This window comes from Rathayibacter caricis DSM 15933, from assembly GCF_003044275.1.
In the GTDB taxonomy this organism is placed as follows: Bacteria; Actinomycetota; Actinomycetes; order Actinomycetales; family Microbacteriaceae; genus Rathayibacter; species Rathayibacter caricis.
Genome location: NZ_PZPL01000001.1, coordinates 647,305 through 671,967, shown reverse-complemented (window position 1 = coordinate 671,967; position 24,663 = coordinate 647,305). Strand labels below are relative to the sequence as shown.

The window sequence follows — 24,663 nt, the reverse complement described above, 5'->3', positions numbered from 1 at the left end:
CCCGGCGCGGCATGCTCGTACTCGGTCCGCCGACGCCGCGATCCCGGGAGCCCGACGGCTCCGAAGGACTCCCGGAGTGGGCGCGCTGCTCCATCCGTACCGACGAGACCAGGTGAACCGTGGCCACCCAGACCGTTCTCGATGCCGTGCGCGGCGCACCGACGCTGCTCGAGGCCGTCCGCGCCGCTGACGAGCTCACCATCGCGGCCGTGAGCGACGGAGGCGGACGCGCCGTGCGCCTGCTCACCCGCGCCGCCCTCGATCCGTCGGACCAGCTGACCGCCATCGCCGCCGTGCACTCCCTGGCGCAGGTCTTCGACGAGGAGGCGGACCTCGCCCTCCTCCGCCTGCTCGCCGACGAGCGGGCCTTCATCCGCGAGCATGCCGCCTGGGCGTTCGGCGGTCGGCTGCCGAGGCCGAGCGCGATCGGCCCGCTCCTGCGGATGGTCGGGGCGGGCGGCTTCGTCGGGATGCTCGCGCAGCGCACGCTGCTGCTCTGGGGCTCCTCGACTCCGGAGCCGCTCTCGCTCGCCCTCGAGGGCGCACTGATCGGCGAGCGCGATCCCGGTGCCCGCTCCCGGTTCGTCGAGACGCTCGGCCTGGTGCCGGGCCCGATCGCCGAGCGCACCCTGCTCGAGCTCGCCGCCGACGAGGCGGAGGGGTTCGACGCCCGGGCCGCCGCGATCGACGCTCTGGGCGAGCGCCGCTCGGACGACGCCGAGCTGCTGCTCTCGCGCCTCATCGCCGTGGAGGGACCGCTGGGCTCGATCGCCCGCGTCGCCCTGCTCGACCACGCACCGGCTCCGGTCGCCGACGCCGGCCCCACGATCGCGCAGCTCTTCCTGCACGCCGACATCGACGGCACCCTGACCCGGGTCGGCGCCGGCGACAACGGAGGCATCGCCACGCTGCTCGTCCGCCTCGGCGACGCCCTCGGGGGAGAGGACGGGATCGAGCGCGTCCTGACCCTCTCGCGCGGCACTCCCGCGGAGGCGGAGCGCGCTCTCGCCGACCTGCCCTCGGCCGGGCACGGCTTCGCTCCGGTGCCCTTCGCGGGCCCGGCCGTCCCGATGCCCGAGGCCTGGCCCCGCCGGATCGCCGCCGAGCGCGGCATCCGCCGCATTTTGCGCGCGGCGGGCCGGGTCGACGTGCTGCACCTGCGCATGGCCGACGTCGGGTCGCTCGCCGCCGCCGCGGTCGCCCGCGAGCTCGAGATCCCGGTGGTCTTCACCGTCGCTCCCGACCCGCACGCCCTCATCGCCGGCCTCGACGCCGCGGGGACCCTCTCGCGCGCCGACTTCGGCGACCGCGACTCCGCCGAGCACTTCTGGTTCCGCGTGCGGCTCGTGCAGCGCCTCGCCGCCGACGCCGCGCACACCGTGCTCTTCCCCCGCGCCGACCTGGCGCAGAGCATGCGCGAGCTGATCGGGATCGACATCACCGCGCATCCGGAGCGGCACACGATCGTCCCGGAGGGAATCGACGTGCGCCTGGTGGAGCGCGGCGAGCAGGCCGCCCGCGCCTCCGCGGCGGGCGAGGACGTCGCGATCGACGTCGGCGACGACCTCTCGGCCCTGGACGACCTGCTCGCGGCCCTGCCCCGCGACCGGCGCGAGCTGCCCCTGCTGCTCAGCGTCGGCCGACTGCACCGGGTGAAGGGCATGGCGGCGCTCGCCGAGGCCTGGGCGGGCGACTCCGCCCTGAGGAGCCGCGCGAACCTCGTGCTCGTGGGCGGCGACCTCGCCGACCCGAGCCCCGACGAGCGCGAGCAGCTCGACCGCATCCTCGCCGCCGGAGGGGCGGAGGACGGACTGCTGCTCGCCGGTCACCGCCCGAACGGCACCGTGGCCCGCTGGCTCGGCGCGGTCCGGCACGGCCGCCCCGGGCTCGCCGCTCCTGGAGGCGCGTACGTCTGCGCGAGCGTCAAGGAGGAGTTCGGCATCGCCCTGCTCGAAGCGCTCGCCGCGGGCCTCGTCGTCGTCGCTCCCGCGACCGGCGGCCCGGTGACCTACGTCGAGGACGGCGTGACCGGCTTCCTCATCGACACCGCCGACGCGACGGCGCTCGCCGGAGCCGCGACGTCGGCCCTCGAGCTCGCCGCGGGCCCGCTCGCCGAGCACGCCGCCGAGCGCGGCCGAGCGATGGTCGCCGAGCGGTACACGATCGAGGCCATGGCGCGCGCCCTCGCCGGCGTCTACGCGCACGCGACGGCCGACCAGGAGCGGCCGCTGCGCTCGGACCTCGTGCTCGGAGCGTCATGACCCTGCTGATCGTCAGTCCCGACTACGCCTCCCACCTGCTCCCGCTCGCGACGCTCGGCACCGCTTGGCGCGCGGCCGGCGAGCGCGTGGTGGTCGCGACGGGCGACGCGACCCGCGCGATCGTCGACGACTTCGGCTTCGAGCACACCTCGCTCCGACTCGGACGCGGCTCGAACCCCGGCACGATCCGAGCCGAGGAGCAGGCTCCCGACGAGGGGGAGTCGCTCCGCGGCTTCTTCGCGGCGACCCGGCGGGGCATGGTCCCGACCCTCGCCTACCAGGCGCGCGAGCGGCTGACCGACCTGCTGTGGGACCCGGCCGGAGTCGCGGCCCGGCTGCGCGAGATCCTCGACGAGGTGCAGCCCGACGCGATCGTCGTGGACCACCTCGCCTTCACCGCCCGCGTCGCGCTGCGCGCGCTCGGCGTGCCCTACGGCGACGTCGTGCTCGGGCATCCGAGCGCCCTGACGGTGCCCGGCGAGGTCTACGGGTTCCCGCCCGTCTGGCCAGACGCCTTCGCGCCGGACCCGGACGACCTCACCGCCCTGCGCGCCCTCTGCGACGAGGTCCGCGACTCGTTCACCGCCGAGTGGAACGCCGCCCTCGCCTCGCTCGACTCCGCCGCCCCCGCCAGCCAGGACGCGTTCGCCGAGTCGGGTGACGTGCTGCTGCTGAACTACCCCGGCGAGCTGCACGACCCGGCCCGCACCGCCCAGCTGCCTCCGCACGCGTTCCTCGGCTCGGCGGTCCGCTCCGAGCCCGTCGACGCGGAGGTCGAGGAGTGGCTGGCCGCCTCGGACGACCCGGTCGTCTACGTCAGCTTCGGCAGCTTCCTCTCGGTGCGCGACGACGTGCTCGCCCGCGTCGCCGCCGCCCTCGCCACGGTCTCGGTCGACGGCCGCCCGGTGCGGGTCGCCCTCGCCTCCGGAGCGACGGACCGCGCGGCCCTCGGCGACGTCCCGTCGTCGTGGCTCGTCCGCGGGTTCCTCCCGCAGGTCACGCTGCTGGGACGCGCCGCGCTGGCCGTCACCCACGGCGGGAACAACAGCGTCACGGAGTCGATGACCGCGGGGGTGCCGCTGGTGGTCCTGCCGTTCTCGACGGATCAGTTCGCCGGGGCTGCGGCGCTGGAGGATGCGGGGGTCGCGGAGGTGCTCGACCCCAACGTGGCACCTGCGTCGGCTCTTGCCGAGGCGGCCGCGCGGATGCTCGCGCTGGGCGGACCGGCGAGGGAGCGACTCGACGCGCTGGCGGAGGAGCTCACCGGCACGACCGGTCCGGAGAGGGCATTCGCCGCCCTATCGGGGCTGGTGTCGCGGCGCTGAGCCGGGGCTGGACGTGGGGAGCGACGGACGTGACTGACGAGGACGACGAGCGCTGGCTGGTCGTCGGCGGGCGCCGCTGGCGGCGCACGGATCCGATCCTGCCCGCTGATCTCGTCGCTGCGCTGACCTCGCATCTGGGGAGGGGGCGCTCGGGAGTGCGGTCGGGGAAGCGTGCCGGAGATGAGGACGCGGTCGCGGCTGCGCGCGTTCGGGTGGGATTGGCGAAGCACGGGCTCGGCGAGCGCGGGCCGGCGTGGTGGGACGAGCCGGAGGAGGCGCGGGTGGCGCGCGCGCGGGGGGCGCTGCGGGAGCTGTCCGCGCTGGACGAGGACTGATTTCTCGTCGGGCGCTGCTCGTGGAGCCTGCGAGCCCCCGGGGTTCTGCCTCTGGGCCGCAGGCTGACGATCAGCGAAGCCGTAACGATGAGTACGTGTAGATCGTCCTCGACCGACTACGCGGTGATCGATCGACCGCAGAGGAGGGGCCGGACTCGGATCCACCGCCGACGCTCGTGCAGGAGGGTCTCCGGCACTGCCCCGAGCATCGTCGGCGTCTCAGCCTGACGGATGCGCACGAGAGGCCGTAGGTGCACCAAGCGGAGCTCGACGGTGGCATCCCGCTCCCTCGGCTCGACCGCGCTGCGGCGCCCAAGGCTCGATTGACATAATCTCGATTACAAGACATCGACGAGCCCGGATTCCGGGTGTCCCGGGCTCGTCTGCTGCTGAGTGTCTACGGGCGGATGAGCACCTTGAGGGCTTCGCGGGAGTCCATCAGCCGGTAGGCCTCGGCGATGTCGGCTAGCGGTAGTTCGCGGTCGAAGACCTTGCCGGGCTCGATGGTTCCGTCCAGGACCTGGGGGAGGACCGCCTCGAGGTAGGCGCGGACCGTGGCTGGGCCGCCGGTGAGTGTGGCGTTCTTGCCGAACAGCGAGGCGAAGCCGACGGCGGCGTCCTCGTACTGAGGGACGCCGACGCGACTGATCGTGCCTCCGGGACGGACGATGCCGTATGCCTGCTCGTAGGCCGGCATGTGGCCGACGGCTTCGAGGACGATGTGTGCGCCTTCACCGTTAGTGATTTCCATCACCTTCGCTACTCCTTCATCACCTCGTTCCGCGACGACATGAGTGGCGCCGAAGGTGCGGCCGAGGTCGGTGCGGTCGGTGTGCCGGCCCATGAGGATGATCGTCTCGGCGCCGAGCTGTTGTGCGGCGAGGACTGCGGAGAGGCCGACGGCGCCGTCGCCGATGACGGCGACGGTCTTTCCGGCTTCGACGCCACCGCGCACGGCGGCGTGGTAGCCGGTGAGGTAGACGTCGGACAGGGTCAGCAGGGATGGCATGAGAGCCTCGTCGGTGCCCGGCGGGATGACGACTGCGGTGCCGTCAGCGTAGGGGACGAGGAGTTTCTCGGCTTGGGTGGCGGAGGGGGCGCCGTCGAAGAAGCCGCCGTGGACGCAGGAGGTTGTGATGCCGTCGCGGCAGAATGCGCAGGTCCCGTCGGACCAGGCGAACGGGATGATGACGGTGTCGCCGATGGTCAGAGTGGTGACGTCGTCGCCGATCTGCTCGATGATGCCGATGGCTTCGTGGCCCATTCGGCGTCCGCCGGGGGTGTCCGGAAGGTCGTGGTACGGGTGGAGGTCGGAGCCGCAGACGCAGGCGTAGGTGACGCGGATGATCGCGTCGGTGGGGTTCTGGATGACAGGGTCGGGAACGTTCTCGACACGGACGTCGCCGGCTCCGTACATGAGAGTTGCCTTCATGGGTGGTCCTTTCTTGCACTCCCTCGGGGGGGTGTGCTTCTTTTCTGTGGTTGGCCGTCAGGCGACAGGAGTGATGCGGATGGTGGCGCTGGCCGGCCGTCCTGCAGCATGGGTGGGAGGTAGGGGCTGCTGGCGTATTTGCGCTCGTAGGCGGCGCTGACGGGTGTCCTCATTGAGGGGTTCGCTTGCTCGAATCGCACCTCGTGTTCGGTGCCTGCAGCGCGGATCCGGCCGGCCTGTTGAGTGACGGCGGCTCGGTACCACCGTGAACGGCGCCCGTTCCAGGGGCGGACGTAGAGGCTGCCGTCGATGACGACCGACCAGATCCACGTCGGGGTGCCGTGTGTGATGCCGTCGTCCCGGAGAGGCGACACATGGAGGTCGTCGCTCTCGGCGATCGCGGCCAGGACCGCCGACGGCCAGTTCGATGGCGCCGTCGTCTCGGTCATGCGCCGTCGTAGTGAGCGTCGGTGATGTGCTCGAACCAGGTGGTGGTGGAGGACGCGTCGTCTCCGTTCTCGGTCATGGCGATGTGCTCCATGAACGCGCCGGGAGCGGCGGCGTGCCAGTGCTGCTGCCCGGGTGGTGTGTAGAGCGTCTGCCCGGGGTGCACCTCGATGATCTGTCCGTCTCGCGTGCCGAAGCGTCCGATGCCCTGAGTGACGCGGAGGTACTGGCCTCGTTCGTGCGAGTGCCAGGCAGTTCGGGCGCCGGGGGCGAAGCGGACGAGTCCGACGGTCATGTGCTGGGAGTCCTCGTGGGGGATGGCGATCATGTCGAGCCGCACGTCACCAGCGAACTGCTCCGGGGGGGGTTCTTGATGGTGGGAGGGGACGGTTCGATGTTCACTTTTGTTCCTCCGTCTGTGGAGCGAGAACTTCCTTAGCGACGGTCATGGCGCCCATTCCCTTCGGCCAGCCCGCGTAGAACGTCACGTGGGTGATCGCTTCGATCAGCTCGTCGGAGGTGACGCCGTTCTCGATGGCGCGGCCGAGGTGGAAGCGCAGCTGGTCGAGGTCACCGCCGGCGGTGAGGACGGCGACGGTGATGAGGCTTCGGTCTCGAGCGGATAGCTCTCGCCTGTTCCAGAGATCGTCGAAGAGGACGTCGTCGGTGAGGGCGGCGAGTTTGGGCGAGAAGTCGCCGAGGGTGCGGCGGCCGCCGCCGACCTGTCGTGGTTGTTCGGTCACGAGATGCTCTTTCCGGTCGGGGTGCGCGGTGCAGACGGGGGCTTGATCCTGCGGGGATGGTCGATGTGCTGTGCCGTCACCGGACGGGTTCCTTTGTCGCTGGGAGGTGCGTTCTGGTCGTGGTGTGCGTGCGGGTTCGGAGAGCGAGAACCGTGAGTGGAAGGAACATCAGCACGCCGGCGGCGATGCCGACGCTGACGGGCCCTGACGGACCAAGAGGGCCGCTCAGGGAAGTTGCGGCGATGCCAGTGCCGATTGCGGTTCCGAGGTTGAAGGTGGACGTCGGCATGGCTGTGGTGAGGTTCGGGGCGTCTCCGCCGAGGTTGGTTGCGAGGGCGACGAGGATCGGGTTCGCAGAGAGTCCGACCAGGCCCAGCACTCCGAAGCAGAGGAGGACGCTGACGGCACTGGTCGAGGTGAGGGCGATGGCGATTGTTGCGGCGAGGGTGAGGACTCCGACGGCGAAGGCGGTGCTGAGGGGTCGGTGGTCGCCGAGGCGGCCTCCGACGAGACTGCCGATGACGGAACCGACGCCGAAGACGACGAGCGCGATCGGGATGGCCGCCTCCGGCAGACCGGCTCTCTCGGTGAGTAGCGGGCTGATGTACCCGTAGGTGGAGAGGACGCCTGCGGTGATGCACGCACACGTTGCGAGGACGAGCCACAGCTGCGCGGATCGGAGGCCCCGAAGCTCTGCCCTCAGGGACACCTGTGCTGTCTCGGCCGTCGGTTCCACGGACCGCCAGACCGGGACGACGAGGAGCACTGCGGCGGCGGCGAGAGCCCAGAAGACGACCTGCCAGCCGACCAGGAATCCCGCGACGGCTCCGAGGGGTACTCCCAGGACGGTGGCGATGTTGCCTCCACCCATGACGATGCCGAGTGCTCTTGCGGCGCTTGAGGGCCCTGCGGCGCGTGCAGCGACGACGGATGCGACGGCCCAGAAGGCACCGGTGGCGAGGGCGGTCACGAAGCGTGCGACGAGGAACACGCCGAACCAGGGTGTCGTCGCGGCGAGAACCTGTCCGAGAGCGAAGACCAGTAACGCCGAGATGAGTACTGTCCGGCGGGAGACACGCAAGGTCGCGAGGGTGATGACGGGCGGGCCGATGACCATTCCGATAGCGAAGGCGGTGATCGCCAGGCCCGCGTGTCCGACTGGGATGCCGAAGGTGCGTGCCAAGTCGGGGAGCAGACCCGCGATGACGAACTCGGTGGTCCCCATGAGGAACGTCCCCGCAGTGAGCGGGTAGGTCAGCCGGGGGAGCGGCACTGTGAATTCCTGAAGGATAAGAGGGGGGGGTGGGGACGACCGGTAATCCACTCAACGGCACCCTGGCGCTGGAAGGGAGTCCCTCCTGGAACGTGCCCTGAGAGGGCACGGATAGCAGTTGCACGGCAGACCTACGCTGGCGGCATGGATAACAGGGCGGAAGTGCGCGAGTTCCTGATCACCCGGCGGGCGCGGCTCACGCCGGAGCAGGCCGGGCTTCCTGGCGGCGGCCGCCGCCGAGTAGCCGGACTTCGGCGCAGTGAAGTCGCGACCCTCGCCGGTCTCAGCGTGGAGTACTACGGACGCATCGAACGCGGCCAGATCGCCGGGGCGTCCTCGGCCGTGCTGGAGGCGATCGCGAGAGCGCTCCAGTTCACCGAGCCGGAGCGCAGCCACCTGTTCGACCTCGCCCGCGCCGCGGACGGGAACACCCTCGCCGCCCGCCCGCGAGGCCGCCGCTCATCCCGAGCCTTGCAGCGGCAGAGCCTTCGCCAGGTGCTCGGCGTCATCCACGACGGCATCGCCGTCGTCCGCGACCAGCGTCAGAACCTCCTCGCCGCCAACGAACTCGCGAAAGCGTTCTACACGCCGGTGCTCGGCGACGGCACGGGAACCGCGAACCTTGCCCGATTCCAGTTCCTCGACCCGGCGTCCCGGGACTTCTACCCCGACTGGGATCTCTTCTCCGAGATGTGCGTCGCGGTGATGCGCGCCGAGGCAGGTCGCGACCCGCACGACCCCGAGATGCAGGAACTCGTCGGCGAGCTCTCCACCCGCAGCGACGTGTTCCGGCGGCTGTGGAGCGCACACGACGTCCGACAGCACGGCTCCGGAACCAAGCGCTTCCACCATCCGGAGGTCGGCGAGCTGATGCTCTCCTACGAGGAGCTGATGATCACCGCCGACCCCGGCACCGTGCTCATGGTCTACACCGCAGAACCGGGCACGGTCACCGCTGAACGGCTCGCGCTGCTGGCCTCGTGGGCGGCGGCTCCCGGAGTGGTCCCCGCGGATCTGGAGTGATCAGCGTCGCGGTAAGTGCACACCCGTCGCCGCGCTCAGCGTGCGCAACAACTCGGCCTGGAACCCCGAGTCGGTCGCCGACGGGTGCGGAGCCTGCTGGTGTCGATGGAACCAGTACCCGCCGCTGACCGTAGTGTCGGGGTCGGTGACGAGCCATTCCTGGGTCTGGTGGCCGAGCGTGAAGTCGTCGGGCGCGCCCGCGCCGCCCATCTTCGTCGCCACCCAGCCCGGGTCCACCGCGTTCGACCGCACCTGGGGCCATTGCGCCGCGAGAGCGCAGGAGAGAGCGGTGACGAAGAGCTTGCTGTCGGAGTAGCTGCTCGAGGACGTCCGGCCCGACCAATCGACGGCGCCCAGGCCTGGGGAGCCGCTACGGTGCATGCTGCTGCTGAGGAATACGTGCCGCACTGGGCGGCTCAGCAGCGCCGCGAAGAGGTACGGCGCCACCACGTTCACCGGGATCACCGAAGCACCCGAGATGACGCCGGCGTTGTGCACGACCGCATCGATGGGGGACCCGCCCTCGAGCTGCTGAGCCGCGGCGATGACCTGATCGTGAACTGCGAGGTCGGCGATGATCAACCCCGCGCCCTGATCGACGAGATCGGCCACCGACTCCGCACGCCGAGACGAGCGGGCGTGAACGATCACGTCGTGTCCGTTGCGGAGCAGACTCTCGGCGGTCGCCCGCCCCAACCCGTCAGTGGAACCTGTGACCAGAATGCGTGACATGAGCCCATGCTTCCGCCGGCCACCGTTCCTATCGGTGCCCTGAGAGGGCATCGCTTCTTCGCCAGCGCTGCCGTTAGCGTCGCAGCACGAACGAGCCCGGCGCAGGTCCATCGGATCGCGATGGCTCAGCACCCAGGGGCCGCAGTGAGCCCGGAAAGCGAGCGCTCGATGAGGTATTCCGTTCTTGGGCGAACCGGGATCAAGGTCTCCCGGATCTGCCTCGGCACTGCCACCTTCGGCGTCGCCCCCCTTGCCGATGCGGTCGATGACATCGTCGGCGCCGCGCGGGACCTCGGAGTCAACTTCATCGACACCGCCGACGTCTACGGCAACATGCCTGTCTTCGATCGGCCCGGCGCACCCGCCGCCTCGGACCGGGAGCCCGCCGAGCAGATTCTCGGGCGTGCGTTGCGCGGGCGCCGCGACGAGATGGTCATCGCCACCAAGTCCAACGGCATCGTCGGACACGACATCAATCAGCGAGGCCTGTCGCGGCGACACATCGTCCGGCAGGTCGAGACCAGCCTCCGACGCCTCGAGACCGACTACATCGATCTCTATTACGCCCACGACCCCGACCCCGACACTCCCCTCGAGGAGACGCTCGCCGTCTACGACGATCTGATCCGTCAGGGCAAGATCCGCTCCTTCGGCCTGTCGAACCACCCCGCCTGGCAGCTCGTACACGCGCTGTGGATCGCGCACGATCGACGCTTCCACGGTCCCGTCTCCGCGGAGGTCAAGTACAACCTCATCGACCGTGCCGCAGAACGCGAACTCTCCGCCGCGTGCGAGCGTTTCGGGGTCTCCCTCGTTCCGTACGCGCCATTGCACGGCGGGCTTCTCGCTGACCTGGCCATCCTCGACCGCAACATCTCCGGCGACGAACGGTTCGGGCAGGCCGGTTTCACCGATTCGGAGATAGCGATCGCCCGCGAGGTCGATCGACTCGGCCGCTCCTGGGGACTGCAGCCCTACCAGGCGTCCCTCGCTTGGCTGCTGTCTCGGCCCGCCGTCGCCTCGGTCATCATCGGTCCCGAGAGTTCCGGCGAACTCCGCGCGAATGCCACCGCAGCAGACATCGAACTCGACACCGACCAGCTCGACGCACTCACGGCCCTCGCCGACCAGGCCCCCGCATTCCTGCATCGCGCCGGCGGCGGTCCCGCCTGAGCGACTCGACCACCATCGCCCATCACCGACCCTGAGGACGACCCGCCATGCCCCGCGCCGGCCAGCACACCATCGACTTGCTCACCGATTACTTCGCTGCCATGGAAGCGAAGGACAGCGCCCGCTTCGGCGCTTACTACGCCGAGGACATCACCTTGACCTTCGCCAACGCACCCGTCGTCACTGGCCGCGCCGCGGTCCAGCAGCAGATGACTGACACCCTCGACCTGGTCGACTCGCTCGCACACCCGCTGATCAACGTCTGGCAGGAGGAGGACGGCGTCGTCATCTTCGAGGTCGACAGCGTGTGGCGGTTTCACGACGGCACCGAGAAGATCGTCACCGCGTGCTCGATCTTCACCATACGAGACGACAAGTTCACCGACCAGCGCATCTACGTCGACAACAGTCCCCTCGCACGGCACCTGAGCTGACCGGGCCGAGGACGCGCGCGAGAGCCTCCCCTCGTCAGGAGCGCGCAACCGCACCCGGCGCACGGACAACTCTCCGCGCCAGGTAGGCATCGGTCTCTTCGCGGACGACCGCAACCGTTCGGCCGCTCCATCGAGCGATTGCCTCGTCGATGTGATGACGGACGACTCCCTCAAGATCGATCCCCGAGTCCGTCAGCCAGCCGAGCTCAACGCCGTCGAGGACGCCGATCATCAGTCTGACCTCGCGCTCGATGAGCTCGGGCGGCAGGGGAGCGATGGTGCCGTCGTCTACGACTCGCTGGAGCTCGCGCAGCATGATGCGGTGCGTTCGCTGCTGACGCGCCCGGATGAACGATCGCGCCGGGTGGTCTTCCTGAGTTGCCTCGGTGGACATCGTGAGGAAGAGCTGAATCAGGCCGGGGTGTGCGACGTGGTAGCGCATGAGCGGGATGTTGGCGCGGAAGTAATCGAGCCCCTGCTCACCCTCGGACTGCGAGCTGACGACGTTCCAATGCTCGAGGACGGCGACCAGCAGCAGTTCCTTGCTGGTGAAGTAGCTGACCAGGGTCGCTGGCGTCGTCCCGACCATCTCTGCGATGGTCCGCAGTGAACCGCCGTGGTAGCCGTACTGGCCGAAGACGACGGTGGCGGCCTCGACGATCTCGCGCCGACGTTTGAGCCCGTTCTTGTAAGGACCCCTCGGCTTCGTTGCTCGATCCTCGTGCACTGTCATCCGCTGCCTCCAACGTGATTCTATCTGGCCGTTGCTTAAACCTGAACGCGCGTGTATGTTTCAGGGAAATACGACCGGCCGGTCACGTTTGGCGCGGTCACTCGATGATGAGGAGAACTGATGCTGAGCCCCACCACCGTGCCGGGATCGCCGAGCACACTGCTCGCTCGTCTCCGACGCGGATCTTTCCGTCGGACGCTCGCATGATCGGGGTCGGCATCCTTGGAGCCGGCCCAGTGACGCAGGCCATCCATTTGCCCGCGCTCGCTCGGCTCACTGACACGTTCAAGGTCGTCCGGATCATGGATGTGAGCCCCGAGGTCGCTCAGTCCGTCGCGGCACGGGTCGGTGCGGCGTGGACAACTGACGTGGAGCAGCTCCTGACTGATCCCGCGGTCGAGGTCGTCGCCATCTGCTCCCCGCACCGCTTCCACGCGGAGCAGGTCATCGCCGCCTGCCGCGCCGGCAAGAAGGCCGTCTTGTGCGAGAAGCCGTTCGCGATGACCACCGAAGAAGCCGAGCAGATCGCAGCCGTGAGCGCCGAGACGGGTGTGCCGATCCTGGTCGGTGCCATGCATGCTTACGATCCCGCTTGGCTCGCCATTTCCGATCGTGTCGCCGCCGGCGACGTCCACACGATCCGCTCCTCGATCGTCCTGCCGCCCAACCCCCGCTTCGAAGACTTCGCCACCGAGGTGGAGGGACGCCCCGCGGAAGGGGAGCGGCCTCCCATCGGCAGCCTCGAGGAAGCGGCCGAAGCGGTGATCGGCGGGGTGATGGGTCTCGCGATCCACGACCTCCCTCTGATCCGTGCGCTGATCGGACCGGGATGGGACCAGATCCAGGTCCATTCGGCAGAGATGCTCGAGCCGTTCGGCTACCTCATCGTGCTGTCGGCTGGATCGGTTCAGATCGAGCTGCACGCCCTGATGGGTGAGAACTGGGCTCCGAACTGGCGTCTCACCGCGATCGGCAACGACAAGATCGCCGACATCGAATTCACTCCCTCCTACGTTCAGGCAGGTTCGGGGACGGCGTCCCTCACCTGGGGCGGTGTCGTTCAGACATTCCTTCCGGCCGACTACAACGGCTACGAGGGGGAGTGGCGCGAGATCGCGCTCGCTGTCGACGGGTCCGCGCCTCGGATCTCATCGAAGGTGCTGATCGACGACCTCCGCTTCGCCTTGGAGATCGCCCGCCATTCGGGGGATCGTGTGCGCGCGAGCGAGGGAGTTCTCGCATGAGCGCCCTGAGCCTCGCTACCACCGGTGTTGCACGCCAGGCGGGAGCGGTCGATGCGATCGTCTCCTCGCTTCCCGTCTCGCTGACGTTCGGCCGGGGATTCGTCGACCTCATCGCAGTGGATGGCGCACCCGGTTGGAACGACGAGGTGCTTCGCGCTCGCGACGCCGGCGCCCGAGGAGTACTCGTCGTCGGACCTCTCGCGCCTGAATTCCGCGGGCTCTCGAACTTCGATCTGCCTGTCGTCCTCGATCGCTCTTTCGCGGGAAATCCGGGACTCGACAACGTCAAGGCCGAGCTCACCGGCTTCGACGCGCGCGCGCTACTCGAAGTACGGGTTGTCGTACCGACCGGTGCTGATCTTCAGGAGACTCTGCTCGATCAGCTCGCGCTCGTCCGTGCTGTCGACTCGGCTGTCGACTCGGCAGCTCTCGTTCTCCGCTCGACCCACGGGTACACGGTGCGTGGACGGCTGCACAGCGGCCGTGCCGTCCTCCTCACCGCGACCGTGACCGACGCCTTACCGCGGTCGGCGTCCCTGCGTGCCGTGGGCTCGGACTCGATCATCGATGCCCTGATCCCTTCTCCAGTAGCTGCTAGGCCGCTGCGGATGACAGTCACCACAGCATCGGGGGAGACCCTCCTCCCGACCCGCTTCGAGACGTCGCACCGACACAACTGGCGACGCCTGATCGATCTCGTGAATTCCGAGAGGTCCTCCTCTGACCTCGAAGATTTCGAGCGCGACATCGGCATCGTCGCCTCCCTCGCTCCGCTTCATCACTGACCCGACCTGCTCCACAGCTTCCTTCCCTCACCTCATTAAGGAGACATTGCAATGACGCAAACACACATCTTCCAGAGCTCGGCCTTCTCTCGCCGCGGCTTCCTCGGCGTCGCTGGTGGCGCTGCAGCGCTGGCGACCCTCGCCGCGTGCTCCTCCGGTGGCGGCGGCTCGTCCTCCGGCGCCCTCAAGTTCTGGGACATGCCCTGGGGTCCGGCCGAGTACAGCACGGCCGCCCAGAAGCTGACCGAGGCCTACAAGCCGAGCAGCTCCCTGCCGGCCGCCGAGTACCAGGTCATCCAGTGGTCGAACTTCTCCCAGACCTTCTCCTCGGCCATCGCCTCCAAGACCGGCCCGGCGGTGTCCACGGGAGGCGGCTTCCAGGCGTTCCAGTTCGCCGAGCAGGGCGCCATCGCGTACGCCGATGACCTCCTCGAGAAGTTCAAGGCTGACGGCACCTACGACGACTTCCTCCCCGGCACCGTGGAGAGCCTGAAGACTCCCGAGGGTTACGCGGCGATCCCCTCCGCGCTCGACATGCGCGTGTGGTGGTACAACAAGCGCATCTTCGACGAGAACGGCCTGACCGTCCCGACGACGTGGGACGAGTACTTCACCGTCGCCCGGGCGCTCAAGGCGAAGGGGCTCTTCGCCTTCGGCAGCGGAGCCGGCGCGAACAACAACATCGGCCTGCACAGCATGCTCGTGATGATGATCAACAACGGCGGCGGCCTCTACAACCCCGACGGCGAGCTCGACGTCGTCAACGAGCGCAACATCGAGGCGATGGAGTTCGTCCGCCAGCTCGCGCAGGAGGGCATCATCGACCCCGCCTCGCCGAGCTACTCGACCGACAACCTGACGGCGCAGTGGGCCAACGGGACGATCGCGATGGGCATCAACACCCCGGGGCTCAACGCGACCCTCGGCGACACCAACGCCGACGTCTTCGTCGCCGAGCCGATGGCCTCGCCCAGCGGCGAGCAGGGCACGCTGCAGTTCGTGAACAACCTGATGATGTACAAGAACACGCCCTCTCAGGAGGGATCGGAGGAGTTCCTCACCTACTGGATCAAGAACATGACCCCCCTGTTCCAGCAGAACCTCCAGTCCAACCTGCCCATCCTCAAGTCGCTCACCGCGCTGCCGGAGTTCCAGGCCGACACCGAGAAGACGAAGATCATCAACACCTGGCAGCCGGTCGCCAAGACCTACGCCGCCCGGTCCTCGTTCGTCGACGCGCGACTCGCCTCCATCGACGGCGGTCAGGGTCTGCGCGCCTTCGCGCAGACCATGCTCGCCGGCCAGACCGACCCCAAGGTCGCCCTCGAAGCGCTGGGTACCTCGCTCGGCGAGCTGTAGGCGATCTCGATGACATCCACCAGCGTCACGTCGTCGCTCAAACGAGCGGCGACCGGCGTCGGCGCGAGCGGGCGAGGGGCCTCCCAGCCCCTCCGCCCGCGGCGCCGCCGCTCCCGCGGAGCACTCACCCTGGTGCTCCTGGTTGCACCCTCGGTGTTCCTGCTCCTGCTGATCAACGCCTACCCCGTCATCTACGCCGGAGTCCAGTCCGTGCACAACGGATCCCTGATCGCCACGGGTGACTTCGTCGGCCTCAGCAACTTCACCGACGTCCTCCAGGCGCCGACGTTCTGGAAGGCGGCCGGCTTCACTGTCGTCTTCACCGTGGTCGGGGTCTTCGGATCATGGATCATCGGGCTCGCGCTCGCTCTGCTGCTGCGCAGCAAGGTCCCTGCCGCCGGCACCTTCAAGGTCCTGCTCCTGCTCCCGTGGATCATCCCGGTGGTCGTCTCGACGACGGCCTGGAACTACCTGGTCGCGACCCCCGACTCCCCGGTCCCCGCCATGTTCGAGTCGCTCGGCTGGGGCACGCCTCTCTTCCTCGCCGATCCCACTCTGGCGGCGGTCATGGTGTGCGTCTTCAAGGTGTGGGTGTCGTTCCCGTTCATGATGCTGATGACCTCCGCGTCGCTGGCGGCCGTGGACGAGAACGTCTATGAGGCGTCCGGCATGGACGGGGCTTCAAAGTGGCAGCAGTTCCGGCTGATGACGCTTCCGCTGATTGCGCGGTCGACCTACATCTCGTGGATTCTCATGACGATCTTCTGCGTCAACGACTTCCCGAGCATCTACCTGCTCACCGGCGGCGGTCCGGTCGACGCGACGACCTCGCTCGTCGTGCTCGCCTACCGGCGGGTCTTCCAGGACTTCCAGACGGGACCCGGAGTCGCGATCGCCTTCCTGATGACGATCACCCTCGTCATCGTGTCCGTGGTCCTCTACCGCCAGATCAGAAAGTCGGCCATCGAATGAGCACGTCGATCCTGCACGAGAACGTGCGAGCAGCGCCGACGCCCGCGCCTCGACAGAAGGCTGCCGTCGCGCAGGGAGAACGCGGGAAGTGGGGACGGTTCGCACTGCTGGTCGTGGTCACGGCGATCGTCCTCATCCCGATCCTCGTGACTTTGGTTCTCTCCGTCCGACCGGGTACCTACTCCAGTGGAACCGAGTTCACGCTCGAGAACTTCAGCTACATCTTCACCACGACCGCCACCCTCACCTGGCTGGGCAACTCGGTCGCTGTGACGCTGGCGTCGGTGCTGATCTCGGTCGCGGTCGCAGCTCCGGCCGGCTACGTGCTCTCGCGCGGCCGCAACAAGCTCGTCTCGGGATACTCGCTGCTGCTGTTCGTCGTGCAGTCACTGCCGGTCATCACCTCCGTGGTGCCGCTGTTCATCCTGTTCGCGAACTTCGGCCTCGTCGACAACCTCGTCGGCATCACGATCATCTACGTCGGCTCGGCCATGTCGGTCGCCACGTGGATGATGGCGGCCTACTTCGACACCATCCCCATGTCACTCGAAGAGGCGGCGTGGATCGATGGCGCCTCCGTCTTCGGCGGCTTCATCCGCGTCGTCCTCCGCAACTCCCTGCCCGGGATCCTTTCGACCGCGATCTTCACGTTCCTGCTCGCCTGGAACGACTACCTCGTCGCGATCGTCTTCCTGCGCTCGACCGACACCTTCACCCTGCCGATGGGCGTGCAGTCGTTCTTCCAGCAGAACGCGACCGACTGGGGTTCCGTCATGGCGGTCGCCGTCGTCATGATGCTCCCGCCGGTCATCATGTTCGCCTTCCTGAACAGGTACTTCTCCGTCGGCGGGATCGGCGGCTCGCTCGCGGGCCGCTGATCCACTCGCAGCGCACCCGCCGGTCGCGCTGCACGTCACGACGACCACCTCAGGACGAGGGGATCGAGCAGAACCGCTCGATCCCCTCGTCCTGTTGCCGTCTGGGCCTTCGACACCCTCGCGCGGTGGAAGGCCTCTTCTTCGAGTCTTATCGATGCTGCTCGCGGACGTTCTGGCCGCCTGTCTGGAGCTCCGTCGCGCCTCCGACGCGAATGCTCGCGACATCTTTTTTCTTCTGCCGTTTGCCTCTTGCCGAAGAACGAACGACCGTTTATGTTTGGCGAAACCGAACCGCTCGGTTAACTTTCGAGGCGACGTGTACAACTCTCAGCGATGAGGGCCGCCGGCCGTCTGTGCTGGTGCACCGCCCGCCACAGCGTCAGAACGCTGTAGGTGATTCGAAAGGCAAGGTCAGTGCCGACCGAAAGTGAGTCATCAGTCCGATGAAATCGCCCACCACCCCACAGATCCGCGGAAGACGCCGCGGTCTCGCCGTCGTGGCTGTCGCTGTCGCCGCAGCCTTCGCCGTCACACCGCTCTCGCCGGCTCAGGCCGCGCCTTCGTCGGTGAGCGGCGTCCTCGCGGCCCGCCTCGCGGCGCTGCGCGACGCCGCCTACCAGAGGCCCCTCGGCGACATCGGAGGCACTCCCTGCAGCCCCCAGGACTGGCAGCTGTGCGCGGGAGACACCACCGCCCCCAACACCTCGCCCTACCAGCTGGGCAACCCGATCGCGCAGAACGGCCTCGGGATCCCGCTCGGCGGGCTCGGAGCCGGCTCGTTCATGATCAATCAGGCCGGCACCTTCGGTCCCTGGAACATGGGCGGCTCCTCCAACACGAACTACGAGAACCGCATCCTCTCCCAGGCCGCCATCCATGTCCGGGAGCAGCAGTCGGGCCAGGCCCCGACCACGAAGACCCTCGCCGTGAACACCGACGAGTTCGGCTCCGTCCTCCCCGCCTGGTCGACCCTCGAGGAAGGCAGCGGCACCTACAGCGCGCTGTACCCCTTCGGACGGATGGACTACGACGACCCGGTGCCCTCCACCAAGGTGTCGACGACGTTCTGGACGCCGATCGTGGCCGGTGACGACGAGTCCTCGTCGCAGCCGGTGGCCTACTTCGACGTCGAGCTCACGAACGAGACGAGCAAGAGCACGAAGGTGTCGACGATGTTCACCTTCCCCAACGCTCCCGCCCACGTCGCCAGCACCGTCCAGAACACCCCGAGCGGCGTGCCGAGCGTGCGCACCGGCTTCACGAGTGAGAAGTCGGAGGATCGCAGCAACAAGGTCACCGGCATCACCCTCGGCGCCTCCAGCCCCGAGAACACCGCAGACTCTCAGAACAGCGAGTGGACCACCGCCGTCCGCGCCGAGCCCGGCCAGAACGTCAGCTACGCGACGTCCTGGAACGCCGACGGCGACGGCTCCGACATCTACGCACCGTTCAGCGACACCGGACGCCTGCCCGACAGCGCCCTCGACAGCAGCAACTCCGCCAGCGCCCTCGCGGTCGACATGAACCTGCGCGCCCACGAGAAGAAGGTCGTCCGCTACATCCTCGCCTGGGACTTCCCGCAGATCACGTTCGGCACCGAGAGCGACACCTCCTGGATGCGCCGCTACACCTCCTTCTACGGAGGACGCGAGGACGAGCAGAACAACTACATCGCGGGCAGCTACCCCGGCAACCAGGGGTTCGAGATCGCAACGCGCAACCTCACGCGAGCTAACAAGGCCGCCCTGAACGTCGCCCGCTGGTGGGCGCCCGTGGCGACCGATCCTTCGATCTCGCCCTCCATCCGCATGGCCGCGCTGAACGAACTCGGCCAGCTCCCCTTCAACGGCTCCTTCTGGGAGTCGGGACTCGTCTCCAGTCCCTACAAGACGGATCAGCCCAGACCAGGTTCGAAGCCCGGCACGCACCTGTTCCACAGCCTCACCGGAGGCGGCTGGGCTGACGCCGGAGAGACCGACGTTCAGGGCCAGATGGCGATCGCGCTCCGCGAGCTGTTCCCCTCGACCGAAGCCTCCTGGGTCCGCGCCACCTCCGACATGATCAACCAGGACCCGAACGGATTGGTGCCCGGCAGCCCCGGGTTCAACCCGCCTGTCGAGGGCTACATCTGGTGGCAGCTCGAAGCGCCGTGGCTCCTCTGGGAGAAGTCCGCTGCTCCCGCCGCTCCCGAATCGACGTTCTTCGACCGCCCCATCAAGTACCTCATCCGTGCGTACGCCACCTACCAGAGCACCGGGGACAAGTCCCTGCTGCGGGACGCCTACCCGGCGATGCTGCGCCTCTGGCAGAACGACGTCCAGCCGCGGATCCCCGCAGGTGACACCCTCCCGACCGAGGCCGCCGTCTTCGCCAGCACGTACGACATCATGGGGCAGTCCGGGGGAGTGCACGGCGTCTACAACTCGGGCCTCTACATCCTCGGCACCGAGATCATGGCGGCCGCGACGAAGGACGCCCAGCGCCTCGGGATCCCCGAAGCAGCTGGTGTCGACGTCGGCGCCCTCAAGCAGACAGCAGTCGCATCACGGGCCGCCTACGACAAGGCGTTCTGGACCGGGAGCTACTACTCCTTCACCGACGCCGGAGAGCGAGCCACCGACGTCTTCGTCGACGCCCTCTGGCCCCAGCACGTCGCCGAGCAGCTCAAGCTCCCCGACGTGAACCCCCGCGACCGAGTGGGCACGCACCTCACCACCGCCTTCGACCAGCTCGCGCAGGTCAAGGACTCCTCCGGGCAGCTGCTCGGCGCGCCGAACCTCGTGCCGATCGGAGGAAAGCCCTACGGATACATCCCCAACCGTCCGCGAGAAGCCGGCTTCCAGGCAGCGGAAGTCTGGACTGGAACGAACTTCGAATTCGCCGGAACACTCATCCGCGAGGGCCGACGGCTCGGACTCCCCGACCTGGTCACCAAGGGCAACACGCTCGCAGACGGCGTCGTCCACCAGATCTACAGCCCCGACGCGGCCGCGGAAGGTGCTTTCGCCTTCAACACCCCCGAGGCGTGGAACGGCTACGACACCACCACCTACCGAGCGGCCTACTACTCCCGAGCCCTCGCCGCGTGGGACATGTACGCCTCAGCCCGCCGCCAGTGACACAGCACCACTGACCAGCACATAGCCGTCGAGGACGCAGGCGCCCACAAGGTGCCTGCGTCCTCGGCGCGGTCAGCACTTCGACCACTTGCAACTACCCGCCCGCACTTGAACCGACGTCAGGCCGGTTTCGATGACGAGGGGGATGCACTACCCGCCCTACGCCAATTCAAGGAGCACTCCGGTGGCCTCACCCACAGACCTCTCTGTCCAGCTCTACTCGGTCCGCGAGCCCCTCGCCGCCGACCTGCCCGCCACTCTCGACCGCCTCGCCGGCATCGGCTTCGCGAAGGTCGAGCTGTTCGACTTCGTGACCCTCGCCGAGGACTACCGCGCGGCGCTTTCCGCGAGCGGGCTGACAGCTCCCAGCGCCCACGCGCGGCTGCTTGGCCCGCAAGAGGGCACCTCCGTCGACGAGATCCTCGACATCGCCGCCTCGCTCGGCGTGCAGACCGTCATCGACCCCCACGTCGACGCTGCCCGCTGGACCAGTGCCGACGACGTCAAGGCGATCGCCGACGAGCTGAACGCCCTGGTCGACTCCGCCGAGACACGCGGACTGACGCTCGGGTACCACAACCATTGGTTCGAGTTCGAGAACCGCGTCAACAGGCTGAGCGCCTACGAGCACCTTGCAAGCCTGCTCGACCCGCGCATGCTGCTCGAGCTCGACACCTACTGGGCCGCCGTCGGCGGCGACGACCCCATCGAGGTACTCGGCCGGCTCGGCGAGAAGGTCCGCTTCCTTCACGTCAAGGACGGACCCGTCTCCAGGGACACCCTGGCGCAGCAGCCAGTCGGGTCAGGTGCGATGAACATTCCTGCAGTGCTCGCCGCAGCACCGCAAGCTCTCCCAGTGGTCGAATTCGATGCCTACGCCGGCGACATCTTCGAAGGGCTCACCGCCTCCTACGCCTACCTCACCGGCAACAACGCATGACCGGTCACGGCCACGCCGAGCCCTCTCACGCCCGGTCGACGACCACTGAACCGATCAGCGCTGGCCAACCGGCGCCACTGCGCGTTGGCGTGCTCGGCGGCGGGTTCATGGCCGCCGTGCACAGCCGGGCGGCCCGGAGCGCCGGCGCGGTCCTGGCCGGCGTCGCCTCCTCCAGCCCCGAGAAGGGCGAGAAGGCGGCGGGCGAGCTCGGCTTCGAGCGCGCCTACGCCGACGCGCGGGCGCTGATCGAGGACGACGACATCGACGTGATCCACGTCTGCACGCCCAACGCGTCGCACGCCGAGCTCGCCCTGGCTGCGATCGCAGCGGGGAAGCACGTGGTCTGCGAGAAGCCGCTGGCCGCGACGGTGGCCGAGGCGGAGTCGCTCGCCAGCGCCGCGTCCGCCGCGGGGATCGTCGCGACGGTGCCGTTCGCCTACCGGTTCCACCCGATGGTGCGCGAGGCGCGCGCCCGGGTCGTTGCAGGAGAGACCGGTCGACTGGTCACGGTGCGCGGCAGCTACCTGCAGGACTGGCTGCTGGGCGCGTCCGAGGACAATTGGCGCGTGGATCCGGCCGCCGGCGGGCGCTCGCGCGCCTTCGGCGACATCGGCTCGCACCTGGTCGACCTGCTCGAGTTCGTGACGGGCGAGCGGATCGAGGCTCTCGCGGCGATCACGAGCACGATCCACGCCGAGCGGGGCGGCCGCGCGGTCGAGACCGAGGACGTGGCCGGGGCGATCGTCCGTCTGGCGGGTGGCGCCGTCGGCACCCTGCTCGTCTCGCAGGTCACCGCCGGGCACCGGAACGAGCTCGTGCTGGAGGTGTCGGGACTCGAGGAGTCGCTGCGCTTCGAGCAGGAGCTGCCCGAGACACTCTGGGTCGGGCGCCGCGACAGCGCGGTGCTCGTGCCGCGCGACGGCGCGATCCTCGCTCCCGACGCGGCCCGCCTCTCGATCGTGCCCAGCGGGCATCCGATGGGCTATCAGGACGCGTTCACCGCGTTCGCCCGCGACACCTACGCTGCGATCGCCGGAGCCGAGGTCGAGGGTCTGCCGACGTTCGACGACGGACTCCGCGCCGCCCGCATCACCCAGGCCGTGCTCGACGCGGCCGACTCCGGCGCCTGGGTCACCGTGCCCGACGCGCTCTGACACCCAGTCGAGGAGACACCACCATGAGTGAGAAGACCTACGCCGCCACCCACCCGGTGACCCTGTTCACCGGCCAGTGGGCCGACCTGCCCTTCGAGGAGGTGGCGCGCCTGGCCTCCGAGTGGGGCTACGACGGCCTCGAGATCGCCGCCTCCGGCGACCACCTCGACCTCCGGCGCGCCGACGAGGACGACTCGTACGTCGCGTCGCGGCTCGAGATCCTGGACCGCCACGGACTCGAGGTCTTCGCGATCTCGAACCACCTCACCGGACAGGCCGTCTGCGACGACCCGATCGACTTCCGCCACAAGGCCCTCGTCCGGGACTACACGTGGGGCGACGGCGACCCTGAGGGCGTGCGGCAGCGGGCGGCGGAGGACATGAAGCGCTCGGCCCGCGTCGCCCGCAAGCTCGGCGTCGACGTGGTCGTGGGGTTCACGGGATCCAAGATCTGGCCGTACGTGGCGCAGTTCCCGCCGGTGCCCGCCTCGGTGATCGAGGAGGGCTACGAGGACTTCGCGACGCGCTGGAATCCGATCCTGGACGAGTTCGACGCGCAGGGCGTGGTCTACGCGCACGAGGTGCACCCGTCCGAGATCGCCTACGACTACTGGTCGAGCGTGCGGACGCTCGAGGCGATCGACCACCGGAAGTCGTTCGGCTTCAACTGGGATCCGTCGCACATGATGTGGCAGAACATCGACCCGGTCGGGTTCCTCTGGGACTTCAAGGACCGGATCTACCACGTCGACTGCAAGGACACGCGGATGCGTCCGCAGAACGGCCGCGCGGGCGTGCTCGGCTCGCACCTGCCGTGGGGCGACCCGCGGCGCGGCTGGGACTTCGTGTCGACCGGGCACGGCGACGTGCCGTGGGAGGACGCGTTCCGGGCGCTCGAGGCGATCGGCTACTCCGGCCCGATCTCGATCGAGTGGGAGGACGCGGGCATGGACCGCCTGCACGGAGCGGCCGAGGCCGTGGGCTACATCCGCTCCCTGCTCTGGACGAAGCCGACCGCGGCGTTCGACGCAGCGTTCTCGAACCAATAGAGCGCTGCAGTCGGTTCCCCACGAACGCCGGATACCACGATCACGGCGACAGTCCACGACGACCGCGCGGCCGGGACGAATGCACCCAGACCATCAGAGAGGGAACTAAGTGACCAGCCCAGCCGTGCCCGAATCGATGTTCTTCGAAACCAGTGACGGAGTGAAGATCGCCTACCGGCGGTGGGGGGACCGCGGCGGGCCGGTCACCGTGCTGCATCACGGCCTCACCTCGGACAGCCTCGCGGAGTGGAAGACCCCACTCGTGCTGGGAGTGCTGATCGACGCAGGACACCATGTGCTCACCCTCGACGCACGCGGCCACGGCGCTTCCGATACGCCGCATGAAATTTCTTCCTATGGACTGTCACGCATGGTCGCTGATCTCGTCGAACTCCTCGACGAGGTGGCGGCGGATGTCGAGATCCGCCTGGTCGGATACTCGCTGGGTGCGGTCGTCGTTCTCCATGCCTGCGCAGAACTCGGCCAGCGCGTCAGTCGGCTCGTGCTTGGCGGAGTGGGAAGCGGCATTGTGGAGATGGATGGGCTGGACACCCGAGTCCTCAACCTGGCTGGTTTGGCCGAGGCCTTCAGTGCAGATGATGCGTCAGAAATCGACGATCCAGAACTCGCCGCATGGCGTACTCAGGCATATTCCGCCGGCGCAGATCTCAAGGCGATCAGCGCAGTAGCAGCGGCGCTGCGGCCCGAACCCGCTCCGCTCGCAGAAATCACAGTGCCGACGCTCGTCATCGCGGGCCTTGACGATGTTCTCGCGCAACGCCCTGAGGTCCTCTCCTCGGCACTCCGCCGAGCAGAGTTGGTTCTCGTGGGCGGTAGTCACAGCGGGGCCCGATTCGATCCGGACTTCGCAGAAGCGATACGCCACTTCCTCACTCGATCTGCAGAGTGAACGCTGAGCGAGCCACAACGACGGTCGCATCGTCCACTGTCACTCGGCAAGCCGACCTGGCCCTTTCCGGAGGATCCGCCAGAACGTCTTGGGGTGCACCCGGGTCGACGGCTTAAACACCGTCCCTTCAGCTCAAACTGACATAATATCGATCATCGGAGGAATCCTCGGGTGCAGGGGAGGGTGCGCTGGCTTGTTCCGATGGGCATGAAGAGGTCGTTGCTAGCTGACTGACAGACCGTTGGACAACTGCTTCAACCCTTGCGCTACCCCTCGGCGCTTTGCCCTTGCTCCAACGAACTGCACAGGGCTCCAACGAACGACCAATCGGGCACGCCTTCC

Annotated in this window: 22 protein-coding genes and 1 pseudogene; 16 read left to right on the top strand and 7 right to left on the bottom strand. The window is 68.4% G+C overall.

Features of this window, described 5'->3' with window-relative positions; all coding sequences use genetic code 11:
- The first annotated feature begins 119 nt into the window (after positions 1-119).
- The 3 genes from C1I63_RS03145 to C1I63_RS03135 are packed head-to-tail and all read left to right on the top strand — an operon-like array spanning position 120 to position 3,921.
- A complete protein-coding gene (locus C1I63_RS03145) occupies positions 120-2,261 on the top strand; it encodes a glycosyltransferase (RefSeq protein WP_107573743.1) in 2,142 nt (713 codons plus the stop codon).
- A complete protein-coding gene (locus C1I63_RS03140) occupies positions 2,258-3,586 on the top strand; it encodes a glycosyltransferase (protein ID WP_107573742.1) in 1,329 nt (442 codons plus the stop codon). The genes C1I63_RS03145 and C1I63_RS03140 overlap by 4 nt, the downstream gene beginning before the upstream one ends.
- Before the next feature lie 29 nt (positions 3,587-3,615).
- Positions 3,616-3,921, top strand: a complete 306-nt coding sequence (locus C1I63_RS03135; protein WP_107573741.1) for a biopolymer transporter Tol — start codon at positions 3,616-3,618, stop codon at positions 3,919-3,921.
- Between the two features lie 397 nt (positions 3,922-4,318).
- On the opposite strand, the gene C1I63_RS03130 is transcribed toward C1I63_RS03135, so the two are convergent.
- The 5 genes and pseudogenes from C1I63_RS03130 to C1I63_RS03110 all read right to left on the bottom strand — a co-directional run bounded on the left by C1I63_RS03130 (position 4,319) and on the right by C1I63_RS03110 (position 7,816).
- The gene (locus tag C1I63_RS03130; RefSeq protein WP_211315557.1) at positions 4,319-5,353 is read right to left on the bottom strand and encodes a zinc-binding dehydrogenase; all 1,035 of its coding nucleotides are present in this window, start codon (positions 5,351-5,353) and stop codon (positions 4,319-4,321) included.
- On the bottom strand, positions 5,350-5,802 hold the full coding sequence (locus C1I63_RS03125) for a DUF2255 family protein (RefSeq protein ID WP_107573739.1): 453 nt from the start codon (positions 5,800-5,802) through the stop codon (positions 5,350-5,352). The genes C1I63_RS03130 and C1I63_RS03125 overlap by 4 nt, the downstream gene beginning before the upstream one ends.
- Positions 5,799-6,202: pseudogene (locus C1I63_RS03120) on the bottom strand ((R)-mandelonitrile lyase). The gene C1I63_RS03125 and the pseudogene C1I63_RS03120 overlap by 4 nt, the downstream one beginning before the upstream one ends.
- The gene (locus C1I63_RS03115) at positions 6,199-6,543 is read right to left on the bottom strand and encodes a carboxymuconolactone decarboxylase family protein (protein WP_107573738.1); all 345 of its coding nucleotides are present in this window, start codon (positions 6,541-6,543) and stop codon (positions 6,199-6,201) included. The pseudogene C1I63_RS03120 and the gene C1I63_RS03115 overlap by 4 nt, the downstream one beginning before the upstream one ends.
- 76 nt (positions 6,544-6,619) lie before the next feature.
- The gene (locus C1I63_RS03110; RefSeq protein WP_211315556.1) at positions 6,620-7,816 is read right to left on the bottom strand and encodes an MFS transporter; all 1,197 of its coding nucleotides are present in this window, start codon (positions 7,814-7,816) and stop codon (positions 6,620-6,622) included.
- A gap of 144 nt (positions 7,817-7,960) precedes the next feature.
- Here C1I63_RS03110 and C1I63_RS03105 point away from each other — a divergent pair, with 144 nt between their 5' ends.
- Positions 7,961-8,839, top strand: a complete 879-nt coding sequence (locus C1I63_RS03105) for a helix-turn-helix transcriptional regulator (RefSeq protein WP_107573737.1) — start codon at positions 7,961-7,963, stop codon at positions 8,837-8,839.
- On the opposite strand, the gene C1I63_RS03100 is transcribed toward C1I63_RS03105, so the two are convergent.
- Positions 8,840-9,571 (bottom strand): SDR family NAD(P)-dependent oxidoreductase, encoded by a 732-nt coding sequence (locus C1I63_RS03100; RefSeq protein ID WP_107573736.1) that lies wholly within the window; start codon positions 9,569-9,571, stop codon positions 8,840-8,842.
- Positions 9,572-9,715: 144 nt separating this feature from the next.
- On the opposite strand from C1I63_RS03100, the gene C1I63_RS03095 reads away from it, so the two are divergent.
- Together C1I63_RS03095 and C1I63_RS03090 are read left to right on the top strand one after the other, a co-directional pair.
- A complete protein-coding gene (locus tag C1I63_RS03095; protein ID WP_244906966.1) occupies positions 9,716-10,744 on the top strand; it encodes an aldo/keto reductase in 1,029 nt (342 codons plus the stop codon).
- Between the two features lie 47 nt (positions 10,745-10,791).
- Complete coding sequence (locus tag C1I63_RS03090) at positions 10,792-11,178, top strand: nuclear transport factor 2 family protein (RefSeq protein WP_107573734.1); 387 nt, start codon at positions 10,792-10,794, stop codon at positions 11,176-11,178.
- A 34-nt stretch (positions 11,179-11,212) separates the two neighbouring features.
- Here the strand turns inward: C1I63_RS03090 and C1I63_RS03085 are convergent, their stop codons facing one another.
- On the bottom strand, positions 11,213-11,911 hold the full coding sequence (locus C1I63_RS03085; RefSeq protein WP_107573733.1) for a TetR/AcrR family transcriptional regulator: 699 nt from the start codon (positions 11,909-11,911) through the stop codon (positions 11,213-11,215).
- A gap of 203 nt (positions 11,912-12,114) precedes the next feature.
- Here C1I63_RS03085 and C1I63_RS03080 point away from each other — a divergent pair, with 203 nt between their 5' ends.
- The 10 genes from C1I63_RS03080 (at position 12,115) to C1I63_RS03035 (ending at position 24,321) form a co-directional block, all read left to right on the top strand.
- Positions 12,115-13,155 (top strand): Gfo/Idh/MocA family protein, encoded by a 1,041-nt coding sequence (locus tag C1I63_RS03080; RefSeq protein ID WP_107573732.1) that lies wholly within the window; start codon positions 12,115-12,117, stop codon positions 13,153-13,155.
- A complete protein-coding gene (locus C1I63_RS03075; protein WP_107573731.1) occupies positions 13,152-13,940 on the top strand; it encodes a hypothetical protein in 789 nt (262 codons plus the stop codon). The genes C1I63_RS03080 and C1I63_RS03075 overlap by 4 nt, the downstream gene beginning before the upstream one ends.
- A 51-nt stretch (positions 13,941-13,991) precedes the next feature.
- Complete coding sequence (locus C1I63_RS03070) at positions 13,992-15,299, top strand: ABC transporter substrate-binding protein (protein ID WP_107573730.1); 1,308 nt, start codon at positions 13,992-13,994, stop codon at positions 15,297-15,299.
- A gap of 9 nt (positions 15,300-15,308) precedes the next feature.
- A complete protein-coding gene (locus tag C1I63_RS03065; protein ID WP_107573729.1) occupies positions 15,309-16,271 on the top strand; it encodes a carbohydrate ABC transporter permease in 963 nt (320 codons plus the stop codon).
- Positions 16,268-17,149 (top strand): carbohydrate ABC transporter permease, encoded by an 882-nt coding sequence (locus C1I63_RS03060; protein ID WP_107573728.1) that lies wholly within the window; start codon positions 16,268-16,270, stop codon positions 17,147-17,149. The genes C1I63_RS03065 and C1I63_RS03060 overlap by 4 nt, the downstream gene beginning before the upstream one ends.
- Before the next feature lie 566 nt (positions 17,150-17,715).
- A complete protein-coding gene (locus C1I63_RS03055; protein WP_170116301.1) occupies positions 17,716-20,268 on the top strand; it encodes a GH116 family glycosyl-hydrolase in 2,553 nt (850 codons plus the stop codon).
- Between the two features lie 184 nt (positions 20,269-20,452).
- Positions 20,453-21,208 carry a sugar phosphate isomerase/epimerase family protein gene (locus C1I63_RS03050; protein ID WP_244906964.1) on the top strand — a complete coding sequence of 252 codons (756 nt, stop codon included), beginning with the start codon at positions 20,453-20,455 and terminating at the stop codon, positions 21,206-21,208.
- A complete protein-coding gene (locus C1I63_RS03045) occupies positions 21,205-22,362 on the top strand; it encodes a Gfo/Idh/MocA family protein (RefSeq protein WP_107573725.1) in 1,158 nt (385 codons plus the stop codon). The genes C1I63_RS03050 and C1I63_RS03045 overlap by 4 nt, the downstream gene beginning before the upstream one ends.
- A gap of 23 nt (positions 22,363-22,385) precedes the next feature.
- A complete protein-coding gene (locus C1I63_RS03040; RefSeq protein WP_170116300.1) occupies positions 22,386-23,411 on the top strand; it encodes a sugar phosphate isomerase/epimerase family protein in 1,026 nt (341 codons plus the stop codon).
- Between the two features lie 109 nt (positions 23,412-23,520).
- Positions 23,521-24,321 carry an alpha/beta fold hydrolase gene (locus tag C1I63_RS03035; RefSeq protein ID WP_146168354.1) on the top strand — a complete coding sequence of 267 codons (801 nt, stop codon included), beginning with the start codon at positions 23,521-23,523 and terminating at the stop codon, positions 24,319-24,321.
- The last annotated feature ends 342 nt before the right edge of the window (positions 24,322-24,663 follow it).